At 36.5% G+C, this 12,466-nt stretch carries 6 protein-coding genes; 1 reads left to right on the top strand and 5 read right to left on the bottom strand.

The window, feature by feature from the left end; translation table 11 throughout:
- Nucleotide 1: 1 nt before the first annotated feature.
- The gene (locus G4D82_RS06535) at nt 2-1,915 is read right to left on the bottom strand and encodes a DUF294 nucleotidyltransferase-like domain-containing protein (RefSeq protein ID WP_166335796.1); all 1,914 of its coding nucleotides are present in this window, start codon (nt 1,913-1,915) and stop codon (nt 2-4) included.
- Between the two features lie 468 nt (nt 1,916-2,383).
- Here G4D82_RS06535 and G4D82_RS06540 point away from each other — a divergent pair, with 468 nt between their 5' ends.
- Nucleotides 2,384-4,015, top strand: coding sequence for a T9SS type A sorting domain-containing protein (locus tag G4D82_RS06540; protein WP_166335798.1), 1,632 nt, complete (start codon nt 2,384-2,386; stop codon nt 4,013-4,015).
- A 60-nt stretch (nt 4,016-4,075) separates the two neighbouring features.
- Here the strand turns inward: G4D82_RS06540 and G4D82_RS06545 are convergent, their stop codons facing one another.
- Genes G4D82_RS06545 through G4D82_RS06560 form a run of 4 tightly spaced genes read right to left on the bottom strand, consistent with a single transcriptional unit; the run spans nt 4,076 to nt 12,428 of the window.
- On the bottom strand, nt 4,076-8,032 hold the full coding sequence (locus tag G4D82_RS06545) for a DUF2194 domain-containing protein (protein ID WP_166335800.1): 3,957 nt from the start codon (nt 8,030-8,032) through the stop codon (nt 4,076-4,078).
- A gap of 2 nt (nt 8,033-8,034) precedes the next feature.
- Entirely contained in the window at nt 8,035-10,011 is a 1,977-nt protein-coding gene (locus tag G4D82_RS06550; RefSeq protein ID WP_166335802.1) for a hypothetical protein, read from the bottom strand.
- A gap of 7 nt (nt 10,012-10,018) precedes the next feature.
- Nucleotides 10,019-10,759, bottom strand: a complete 741-nt coding sequence (locus G4D82_RS06555; RefSeq protein ID WP_166335804.1) for an endo alpha-1,4 polygalactosaminidase — start codon at nt 10,757-10,759, stop codon at nt 10,019-10,021.
- A 55-nt stretch (nt 10,760-10,814) separates the two neighbouring features.
- Nucleotides 10,815-12,428, bottom strand: coding sequence for an MATE family efflux transporter (locus tag G4D82_RS06560; protein WP_166335806.1), 1,614 nt, complete (start codon nt 12,426-12,428; stop codon nt 10,815-10,817).
- Nucleotides 12,429-12,466 lie beyond the last annotated feature (38 nt).

Raw genomic sequence — 12,466 nt, forward strand, 5'->3', positions numbered from 1 at the left:
CTTAAGAGAATTGGGTCAGTTGAAATGAATCTTTGATGAGTTCTTCAAGATCTTTAATCGGATTGAGTGCATTTTTAAGAATTTCACGATCGGCTTTAGACATTTCCTCTATGTTAATGTATTGTCCTGAACTGTCGGTTTTCAAACCTTCTAAAACACGGAATTTACTCAAAATTAGAAAGGCTTCAGCGCAATTCAAATAAATTTCAGAATGTTTTGGATCGACCATAGCTAATTGCTTGAATCGTAAGTAGGTGTTGTTAATTCCTCGGATATTGTTGTTCATTGTAAATAACCTTGCACCGTCAATTAGTGGCATCAAAGCACGGGTTTTAATGTCGAATTTGTCTTTGTTAGGTCCGTCTTCCTCCAGATTGAATTTTTTAAAGAAACTCAGTGGCGGAGGCTTTCTCAGGGCATCATTTCCTAAATAATCAAAGAAAAGTTTGCTCTTTTTGATGTTGGTAAAAATCACATTGGTAATGGCTTCTTCAATTTTGGTTTCTCCGAAAGCAATTTCATAATCAAAGAAAATACTGCTAATTTCGTTGCTTACTTCGCCGGGTGTATTCATCCAATTTTCATATTGTTTGGTCCAGTCTGTTAGTGATTTACACCATTGAATGTTGTTGGCAGCATGTCCGTTTGGGCAAGGCGGATAACCCACTTTTTCAAGGTTTCCGATAGTTTTTTTTGCAAGTTTCAAAAAGTAATCCTTGACTTCACGGTATTTTTCTGCAGCCACATCTTCAAAAACTAGAATACTGTCTTGGTCGGTTAATAGCAATTGCTCTTTTCTGCCTTGACTTCCGATGGACAGCCAGGCAAAACGAGCAGGAGGTGAGCCCAATTCTAAAATCGATAATTCTACCGAGCGCTTGATGATAGCGAGATTGATTTCGCCGGTGATATTGTTGATGTGTGTAAGCGGAATGTTCTTGGCAATAGACGACTGAATCATATCGGCCAGTTTGGAACGCACTTTCTTTAAATCTTTTGCGTCTTGAGAGCGTTTGATCTCTTTGATCAGAATACCAGGATTACTGGCTTGAGCAACAATTAAATCGTGCTCGGCAATCATGCCCTTGATTTCTGATTTCTCAGAACCGTCTTGCGTTACACAAATGTGGCTGATATTCGATTTAAGCATAAGCAGTTGGGCTTCAGCTAAGGAAACATTTTCAGCTACCGTGATTACAGGTGATGACATGATTTTATCTATCGTGGCGGTTAAAGGAAATCGACCAGTAGCTATTTTGGTGCGCATTTCTGTATCGGTAACAATACCAATCGGGAAATTATTTTCAGTAACCAAAACACTATTACTCAAATTGTCAGTCATGAGTTGCGCGACGTCTTTTACGATGCTATTTGGAGTCGTTTTGAGTGGTGCTTTATTGTAAGTAAGCGATTGGAAATATTGTATTTCAGATTGTTGCCCGCCACTATATACAACGTTATCAGACAATAATTTACCTCGGTTTTGATCACTGGGATGGGTTGAATTGTTGGCAAAGCTTTCTAACAAGAAATTTAACACTTCTGCATTTTGAACCACAAAAGGGCGGAAAGTAGCAATCGGAATAGCGTAAACAACAGACTCTTCACGCGCTTTGGCCGTCATCATGTAATTGTTTTTTGCAAAGAACGGACGAAGCCCAAAAACATCTCCTTCAATACATTTATTTAAGAGTGTTTCTTCAGCATCTGAAATAACCGAAAGATTAATTGCGCCTGAAGCTACCATATAGAAGCAATCGTGCAAAGCATCGTCAATTTTGAATAGGATTTTGTGTTTCTCTAAATTAATCACACGAATGCTTAAAGCAACGGTGCGCAATTCATCTATAGTAAGATTGTTGAAAGGTGGAAAATCTTTAAGAAAGTCAGCGATGCGTTCGGCAATTATATTCATAGTTCTCATTTTGTAATGTAAATCCGTAACAAAAATAAGAAATGTATTGCTCTGATGAAGTAGAAAGAGGTTGAAATATAAAGTCGAATAAGTTCTATAACCAAAATTATCTATTTTACATAATATAAATTATGGTTTAAATATTTACCTTGTTGACTTCTAAAAATACTAAATATTTTTTATGTTGATTTTGACACAAATTTTAAGTTATAAACAACAAAAAATCAGATTGTTAAAAAGTTTATTGATGAAAAAATACAGTTTATCGTACAAAAAATCAAAATTTAAAAAGATTAATCTTACAATACTGAATGTTTTGTGTAGTTCGTCGATGAAATTTAATTTTTTAACATTTTAAACGATGATTTGTGTAGTTTATCTATATACATTTGCCATGTTCGTGTTCATACCCAAAACTCAAACATTAAACTCAAGTTAAACTAATTAAGCTATTCAACCTACAAAACTATGAAGAAACAACTCACCTTATTGGGTTCACTTCTTTTTGCTTTCGGAAGTGCTCAAACCGTAAATCTTACTTATACAGCTTCAAGTGCAGTAATTTCAAATCCTGAAAGAGGATTCTACAAGCACACTTCAACCGGATCAACTCTAAATCAAACCAGTCTTACTAATTATCGTTTGAATAACAACATTACTTTGATTTACAGAAATTTTGAGTTGAATGATTTTAAAACCGGCCCAATCTCAGCAGCATATCTGACGAGTATGCAAAGTGATTTTACTAAAATCAGAAATGCCGGAATTAAATGTGTGATTCGTTTCACCTATTCAAGCGATACTGACGATTCTCCTAGAGATGCTTCAAAAGCCACAATTCTAAGCCACATTGCGCAATTAAAACCAATTCTTTTAGCCAATGCCGATGTAATTGCTGTAGCACAAGCCGGATTTATCGGTACTTGGGGCGAATGGTTTTATACTGATCAGGCTGAGTTTGGCGGTTGGGGTTATAATCAAACGAACCTTACACAAACTAATCTAGACAACCGTAAAGAAGTGGTTAACGCCTTTTTGGGTGCTTTGCCACTGGATCGAATGATTCAACTCAGAAAACCAGCATTTAAATACGATTTGTATTCAACGGTTCCATTGACTAATTCACAAGCGTTCAACCAATCGGCCATTGCTAGGCTTGGGCATCACAACGATTGTTTCTTAGCTTCTTCTGATGACAATGGCACTTATGATAACGTTACAACAGAATATCCTTATTTGGCACAGGAAACCAAATTTTTACCAATGGGTGGCGAAACTTGTGATTTAAATGCACCAAGAACTGATTGTACCACAGCTTTGTTTGAGATGAATAAATTCCATTGGTCATACCTCAATTTAGATTATTATCCTGATGTTATCGATGGTTTTCAAACACAAAACTGTTTTGTAGATGTACAGAAAAAATTGGGTTATCGTTTCGAATTAAAAACAGCTACTCTGCCTACTTCTGTTGCTTTAGGATCAACTTTACCAATTGTACTTAAAATTGTAAATCAAGGATTTGCTTCGCCATTTAATGAAAGAAAGGCATATATAGTTTTGAAAAATTTAACGACTAACCAAGTGTATCCGATTCAGTTGAATACCGATCCAAGATTATGGTTGGGTCCTAATGAAATCACTATTGCTCAAAATCTAACTTTGCCAACTAATTTGACTACTGGCAACTATAAAATGTATTTGCATCTTCCTGATAAAGCTCCAACTTTGGCAGCCAGACCAGAGTATGCTATCCGTTTTGCTAATGACAATATGTGGGAAAGCATCACCGGTTATAATAGTTTGAATCATACTTTAAGTGTAACATCAGCAGCTTTGGCAACAATTGAAAATGCCAAACTCAACATGGCTATTTATCCAGTTCCTGCTAAAAACGAAATGAGTATTGAATTGGAAAACATTGATGATTACACCATCACACTTTTCAATTCTATTGGACAAAAAATAAATGCTACAGTTTTATCTACGGCTTTGAACAAAGTAACACTCAGCACTAGCAGTTTGAGTGATGGACTTTATTTTATTGACTTAAGTAAAGGAAGTATTAAAGACACTCGTAAATTTATTGTCAAGCACTAATGATTGATTAAGCAATAAATGAAAAAGGGATATCAAACTTGATATCCCTTTTTTGTTGGTTTATTTTTTCTTTCGGTATTTCTTTTGAAAATTGTGTTTGATTCCGAATAAAATAGAGTTTGAATAGAATTTAGATTGCTCAAAGACTTCCAGATTAAAACTTAAGGCAGTAAAGTCGAAAATCTGATAAGACAATTCTGTGTTGAGGCGTTCAAAGTGACCACTAAAGCTATCTAAAAAGGCTCCGGCTTCTATTCGTGCACCGAATGTTGGCGTAGTATATTTCCAACCTAGTCCTCCTCCACCGTAAATACGATTTTTAATAATCCAATACGGATATCCAATGCTTAAATCACGAGAACCATGTGAAACCTGTGATTCAATGTATGGAATGAATTTGGATTTTTTCTCATCTCCTTTATCTAACATCATCCTTAGAGTTAAGGAAGCATCGTAGCTGTCGTCAGTATCATCAACCTGAAAAATCCCATTTCCGATTTCGGTGTATTTTTTTCTAGATAATGAAATACCGCGGTTTGGATCGATAATAGGTCCGATGGTATCACGCGAAAGGAATCCTTCGGTATAGTAATTTCCTTCGAAAGAAAGGCTCGCATTGATATATTTTCCGATGTAAAAATCCTGATAGATGTTGGCCAATACTTGGTAGATTTTTTGATTCACACCAGGGGCTGTTTCTACAGGCTGCAAATTCAGACTAGCCGAACGATAATTTCTTTCCTTAGATCGAGTTAATCCTGCTCCAAATTGGTAGTAAGTATTTGATGATTTGTCAAGTTCTACCCTTGCCCTGCTCCAGTATTGAGGTTTATTTTCCCTGGTTGGTGTTGTAAGCTTGTATTCAAGACCGATAAGGTTGTTGTCGCGATTGTCTTCGTATTTTTTCTTGGTTACCTCCAACTCATAATATTTGGCATAATTTACCCCAATGCTATGTAGAAAACCTTTTTTACTGTAATGATTATAAGAAACAAAATTTCTCTGAAATGCTGGATTTTTCTGGTTCGTTTCTAAATATGAATTAAAATCAATGAAATCTCCAATGGCCAAACGAATGTCTTTTTGAAGTTTAGCCAACACATCTGGGTAAAATAATGCAGCGTGGTTGGCAATTAAATCTTGTTGCAAATCCATGTTTTCATAAACCACATCACGATTCAAAGTTTTTCGTAATTCTTCTTTTTCATAGATGTTGCTCAGCGAATTGGCCAAAACCCATGAATCCTTGAAACGGCCTTGTTCATGATAAACGTTGCTCATCAGCACTGTAGCAATTTCATCTTCCGGATGTTCGGCTATATATTTCAAGTAAAGAGGTTCGAGTTCTTTAGATCTTCCAGCTTCAATGTACCAGTTCATTTTGGTCACGAAGTCAATCTCGGCACTGTAATCTGACCATTCAATGGCTTTGTTGTATTCGGCATTATCAGCGAAAAGCCAAACCACAGCGGTAGCAATATCACTATAATCTTTAGTGGGTTTAACATCAGTCAAAACTACTAAGGCTTCTTCTGGATAATACTGAATCAGGTGCTTGATATAATTTTTAAAGTTGGCCACCGAAGGATCGAGTTGCCACAAGGTTTTAAGTACATTTTTGATTTTTTCCTTATAAGGTTCTGCATCGAAATTGTTGTAATAGCTTGTCAGCAGTGCTTTGTCGTTAGGGTTAATTGCAATTTGCTCGCTCATCCATTTTTCTTTGGCTTCATCATCCATGTAACCAATCATCCTGTCTAATTCTTTAGAATATTGAACGTTATTTTTTGAATGATGTTTGCCTACATGGGCTTCATACATTTTCCAGAGTTCGGCGTTTTTGCCCTCTGCTTCCATGTATTCGGCGTATTTATTCCAGTCTGTAGGATTGATTTCAGCAGTAGTTAAAAGCTTGTTTTTAAGTGCTTCCATTTCGGCTTGCAACTGCTTTTCATAATCAATTTCGGAATCGACTCCGCCTTTAATAAAGTTCTGAACATCAATTTTGAACTTAGCAAAATCCGCTTTCACTAAACTGTTAATCTGAGCCAACTGTGCTCTTTCTTTCGGTGATTTATAATTCAAATCGATAGAAGTCAGTTTGGGCTTGCTGGAATACACCGAATACAAATAACCATCTACGAACGGAGTTTTGGAAAACAACACCATTTCATTTCTAAGTTGTGTTTCGATGCGGTCAGCGTTGGCCGGACTTCCGTATAAAAACCAGTATTTTTTATTTTCAGTAGGATTGATTTCACTTACCGTGTAGAGCCCTTTTTCAGATTTATGACTAAAACGTGAAGCACGCCAGTTCATAACGATGTTTCCGCCGACACCACCATCTACAAAACGCAGTTGCGGATAAGTAGTGGTTAATTGTTTCAAGAAGTTTTTAAACTCAGGGAATAAAGCTTTACTTGAGTTTTTTGATTTTTTCCAGCCCAAAGTATATTGGTTTCTCAAACTATACCCCGCAGCCCTTTTATCGGCGGTAGCAGGGATTTGATAAATATCATCCGGGTGAACGAAATGTGTCCAGATTCCGGTGTAGAGATACATTGAATTGATAGTGTATCTTTCGTCATCTTCAATATAAAAACCGCTGGAAATTCTGGGATAATCAAAGAAATTTTTCTCAAATGGATCATAGTCGAATTCACGATCACCACCATCTTCCAAGTGACCAATATACAGACTACACATATATTTAATAGATGGCATGGCCAGTTTGAGTTGTTTGATACCCATTCTGTCTATGTCATTCGATGGCGGAACATAAGTAACCGGTAAATTTCCGTAATTGCTGATTTCCCACTTTTTCTTGACGGTGTTCATCGAGGTTTCAATGAACTTTGGATTTTTCCACAAATGTTTGAGCAGAGAAACGTGGTTGTATCCGTGAAAAGCCAATTCATGCCCGTTTCGCTTAACATCATTAACGAGCCAATCTGGTAACGATTCTACTTTTTCTTTGGTTTTGATTTTTTTAGAATTCCATTGGTCTAATGTAAATGGCGGAACGATTTTATTTCGATAATCGAAGGTGAGCATTGCCGCGTATGGAATTTTGTATTCTTTCCCTAAATCGCGCATATCAGGCCACCAAACTTTCTGAACATAATCTGAAGTGGTCATGTTCATTTCGGTTTTAATTGGTTCGGCAATGATATCGTATTGTGGCGCTGGAAAGTCATCTAAAAAGATAGTCGAAGTGTTGGCTACCGGATACGGAATTCCTTCTAAGCCTTTGAGTATTCCGGCAAAGAGAAAGCCACGGTCTACTTTTGAAAAATCACCTGAAGTATTAAAAAGAATGACTTTCCCCTTCCCTATCGGATTTTCAGTAATTGTTGGTGCTGATGGATTGTTCGCTGCCGTAGCTAAAACTTTAACTTTAGAAGAAAAATTCTGAGCAGCAAAACCATACAATAATGTTTTCTTAGCGAATGATTTGCCTTTTAAACCAGGCAAGAATGGAGTGTTGAAATGCCAACCCATTGCTTTGGTATCGGTAGCGTATTCGGCTTCAGCTTTGAAACCTAGTAAGTAAGCCATACGATGGTCTTCATTAGCGAAAGGAATAAACAAAGTACCACCATTGGTAACAAAATTCAACAGAACATCTACCGAAGCGTCGTTGAGCTTTTTGGTATCATAAACTACAATGACACGTGTAGCCGGATTGATTCTTAAGGTGCTGTTCCATTGGGTAATTGGCATGGCATGAAACGGAATCTTGGTATAATCACAAACCTTACGAATATGACTGTTATAGGATTTGCTGAATCGTGAAGCCGGATCGTAAACGGATTCGATAACGGCATTTGTACTCATAATCGGTTCTTCATAGCGTTTGAAACCACCTTTGCCTTTAGCTGCATCGCCTTTACCGTTAAAGAGTTCAATGCTTTTCAAATCAGACCAATCATCAAGACCTTCACAACTTAGCATGAAAACTGAGCAGGCAATGGCCAACGAGTAAGTTAGGTATTTACGGGTAATGCTCATTTTCATAATCAGAATATTAAATCGGAAAGTTTACTCTCGCCTGGTGCGTTAACAATTTCGTACACTTTCAGAATGTCAGTATTGTAAAACAAATTGACTTTTCTTCCTCTTTTTTCCAACAACTTAATGTTATTGATGAGTTGTTGCTGGAGTTGTTTGTTGGCTGCAAAAATATTACTTTCTTCCACAGCATTGTTGTTCAGCACAAAAACTAAGACACTTTTTGAAATAGAATACTGAGGATTCTTGACCAAGAAGTTCGGTTCTTTCAAATGTTTGGTATTAATGGAGTCAATTTTCGGGTAATCATTCAAGAAGAAATCGTAGTTCATAAAGAAATGCGAATTGTTACTGATTACCTGTGCCGCCGGATCATTCACTACACAGTAGGAATGTTTGAAAAAGGTTTGCGAAATCTTATCGTAAGCGTTCAAAATGTGCTTCGGTGTTTGGTCGGATACCGTTAAAGCATTGATGTTTTTTTGTTGGTAAAAGAACGAAGCGTAAATCATCACAACAAATATAGCGGCAACTGTAACCGGACTGAATCGTTTCCATCGATATAAACCAAAATTCAAAATTCGCATCACAATAGCCAAATTAAGCCCAATCATGATCGGTAAAAATACTGAAATCGAATTGTTGAGCATGTCAATATCGAGCCATTCACTTTTGATGAAAGTTAGCAATATCAAGAAGTTGAAATAGACAAAGAAAATAATCGTGGCCCGCCAATTTTCTTTTCGGATAATCACCAGCAATAAGGTAAGTATAAAGCCAATTCCTGTAGTATATTGTGCATAACGAATGATTTCACTGTAGGGCAAAATGAGCTGTGGCACATAAGTGTAAGAACTCACCGAAAGCAAATTGTTTTGCATGTATTCGAGCAAATCAGCACGTTGGTAATAACAAGCATAACTGTAAATCGCGTAAAGTAATATTGTTGCCGTCAGATAAGCAGCTAAAGTGAAGAAATTGTGCCGCTTAAACTTCATTTTGGTAAACATCAAAGCGATGATTAAAAACGGCGGAATCAAGATACAGTAAGTAAATAAATCAGTAAGTCCGATGGTGATGAATATAAATAAAAAGCTGAAAAAGAAACGTGTTCTACTTAGCTTTAGTAAAGTCGGTTTGATATAAAAAGCAAAAGCGGGCAAGGCAAAAGTTAGAGCCATAAAAGTTGGATTTCCTTTGAGTAGGAAATAAACATTCAGTGGCGTCAATACATAAACCAAGCTAAAGAAAAGTGCCGCAATGGTTGGAGCAATAAATTTTGAAGGTGTGAGTTTGTTGATGATCCAAAAGATAATTACCGCCAGCAATGTCGATTCGAGAATGGCAATTACCTGAAGTGCGATTTCAGGGCTCACATCGGTAATTTTTCCGTAGAAATTCACAATTGCCAACTCGGCATCGGTAGCCAATTCATAGGTAAACCAATATTGATTGTCGAATTGGATTACTTTATTCAAGTCGTAAATCCAAGCGTCCGATAGCGAATAATTGTCGTAAATGATGAAGTAATAGCGGCTCAAGAAAGTGATAGCGCCAATAAGTACAGTTAGAATCAGGATAAAAACATTGTTCTTTTTTCTTTGGTAATTCTTATCGAGTGAAAACCAAAACCAGAATGATTTTTTGTTTTCAATGTTGCGCAAGAAAGTCAGTAATCCTTCACGAATGCGCGTTCGAAAAAAATGCTTCGGATTCTTGAGGTTGTCAATTCCAATGATGTCAATTCCGAAAAGAATCGTGAAGATAAAAAAACAATTAAACAGGTTATAAGCATCAGATTCGACCAAAGCAAAAATCACTACGACCATCACGCCAATGTATCGGAACCAATTCATGATGATAAAATCAAGAAAATGCACGTGATTCGAAACGTTGACGAATTTCCTATTCAAGTAGAATAAAAACAGTAATATAACGCAAAGCCTTATAAAACCTAGTAATATTGAACTTGTTAAAAACATCATAGCGCGGCTAGTTAAATTTTGGGAGCGTTTGCAAATTAATATTTCCTATGAAATAATCAAACTTCGAATGTTCAATCCTCTTAATGATTTGACTTTCTAGGGTTTTGGTGTCGGCATATTCGACGATGATGAACGGAATTGAATAAGTATTGCTGATGGTTTTGATGTGATCAAAATAATTGTCGAACTCTTTCTTTTCCCTGAGATTGTATTTATTGTCTGCAAAACTGTATGCGGAAGCTACAGATTCTATAGCGATAATGTCAATATAACGACTGGTTTCTTCTGCCAATTCGAGCCCTGCATTTTGGATAAACATTTTCTTGGGATACTTTTCCTTGATGCTTTTAATGAGTTCGATGGCTTTTTCCTTTTGGTCTTTTTGCGGTCCGTAGATTGTGAAATTATCAATGTTGTCTAGAAACAATCCGTCATAGCCTTCAGCAAAAAGTTCGTCGGTCATTTCCATAATGAGTTTTCTAGCTTTTTTAGAATCGAGATCGAGATAATGGCTGTTCCAAATTTTGTTTTTACCGATGGTGTGCTTTTTGAAATCTTCAAAACGTTCGGCATTTTCGTTAATTTCACCCAAACTGATGTAGGCAAATACCTTTTTATTCAGTGCTTTAATCACTCGGATTTCAGCTTTGTTGTAATGCTTCGATTCGAGAATGACATATTGGTAGCCTTTTATTAATGCTGGTTTGATTCTACCATAGCAAAATAATACGGTACTACTTTTTTTCATATCGTCTTGAAAAGAATTAAACAGTAAAATGAGTGGGAGAATTACCAACAGGATCTTAATACGCTGCATAATAGTAATAATCTAGGTTTTTAAAATAATTCATGTTGGCTTTCAACGTTAGTGCTACAAACAGTGCGGCTCCTAATAACATGCCTACCACGCTGTATTCGTAAGCGAAAAACCTACTTAAAATAAAACCTAAGAATATATTTAGCAAACAAGCATAAATAATTGCTTTAAGTGGTTTTTTTGCTTGGCCCAAGGTAAATAAATACAATGAGTTGAGCATACCCCAAGCCAAAAAGACATAACCAATACCGCCAATCACACAAACTTTCACGCTCAATTGTACTAGGGTTTCGTTGAACTGGCCTTCAAATCCCCAGGAAGCATTGATGATATAATAAATGAAAACAAAGGCCAAAATACTGGTGACAAACAATAAAGCCACTTGCTGCCAATACATCTTTTTGAGCTGATTATTGTAGGCTTCCGGTGTTTTATGGTCGGTGTTTTTTTGTCCAATATCGATGAATCTGGTGAAAGATGCGATGCTATATTCTAAGACTCCAGCGAGTAATAAAAAAACTAAAATAGCCAAATCCATCCCGAGTTCATAATTTTTTTCGAAGTAAACTAAAAAAGGTAAGTTGTTATCGATGCCTGAAGACCAAGCCATAATGCGATCGATGAAAATGAAAACATAAACAAAAATACCGTAGAAGAAGTATTGATAGTTGTGGTATAAAAGTACAGGAACCTTAATTTTACTACCGCTAATAGATTTTTTGCCTTTGGTTAATCGCGAGAAATAAACCATCAAAAAAACTTTTACAATCAGAATTGAAACACCAATTCCAATCCAGTGTGTAGCAAAAATAAGCAATGGTGTTGTTTCTTTGAGATAAATCGCTACTGCGGTTCCGGCAAAAATTGAAAAAGTAATCACCCAACGCTGTTTGATGGTATGCAAAGGAGCGAGCATTAATAGTAACATCCCAACGAAAAAGGCGTATGCGAAAACCACAAACAAAATTTCATACGGATAAATATGAAAGAAAAAATTCACCAAGAAAATGGAAGTCAAAACAAAGAAAATAGACAACATTCCAACTTTGTGAAGATAATTGATGGTTTTGTTGGTCATCATGAAGTCTCCGTAGTTCCAATAAAATGAAGCTTGTTTACCAATGACTTGGACAAACCCGCCCGTGGAAACCAAACCAATCACGACTCCAAGAACTACTGCAGTGGATTGAATTTCGTTAAAGCCTACAAAAGTCCAGAGTGAATAGCCAAAAATGATAATCGCAGCAATCTGGATCAAAACCGGAAGCAAGTGAAAAATACCCAGCGAATAGTATTGGGCAAAAATTTTGGTTTTCACCCGAAAATAATCCTTGACCTGAATGATTCGAGGTTGGGTACGTTCGACTTCGATTTCTTTTTCGTTCTTGGCACCAATGTAATACTTGTCGGTGGTCAGTTCGTAAAAAACCAGTTCTGCGAGATCTTTGATAGAATTAAAACCGAAATCTTCCTGAGTGTCTTTCTCACGGATGCCAAGAGATTCAATTGTAGCTTCAACAACTTCGCTGCTGACAGGCTTTCCGATTTTATCTTTGGTCTTTTCGATTAAGGCCTTGATGTTAGTAAAGTGATTTTCCATAGTAGATTGGGGAGTCTATTTTGGTGAAGAAATGATAG

Origin of the sequence: Flavobacterium lotistagni (genome assembly GCF_011392125.1) — a bacterium.
Lineage (GTDB): Bacteria > Bacteroidota > Bacteroidia > Flavobacteriales > Flavobacteriaceae > Flavobacterium > Flavobacterium lotistagni.

Coding starts and splice junctions, on each gene's coding strand:
- G4D82_RS06535 (WP_166335796.1), bottom strand. CDS start 1,915: ATGAATATAATTGCCGAACGCATCGCTGACTTTCTTAAAGATTTTCCA.
- G4D82_RS06540 (WP_166335798.1), top strand. CDS start 2,384: ATGAAGAAACAACTCACCTTATTGGGTTCACTTCTTTTTGCTTTCGGA.
- G4D82_RS06545 (WP_166335800.1), bottom strand. CDS start 8,032: ATGAAAATGAGCATTACCCGTAAATACCTAACTTACTCGTTGGCCATT.
- G4D82_RS06550 (WP_166335802.1), bottom strand. CDS start 10,011: ATGATGTTTTTAACAAGTTCAATATTACTAGGTTTTATAAGGCTTTGC.
- G4D82_RS06555 (WP_166335804.1), bottom strand. CDS start 10,759: ATGAAAAAAAGTAGTACCGTATTATTTTGCTATGGTAGAATCAAACCA.
- G4D82_RS06560 (WP_166335806.1), bottom strand. CDS start 12,428: ATGGAAAATCACTTTACTAACATCAAGGCCTTAATCGAAAAGACCAAA.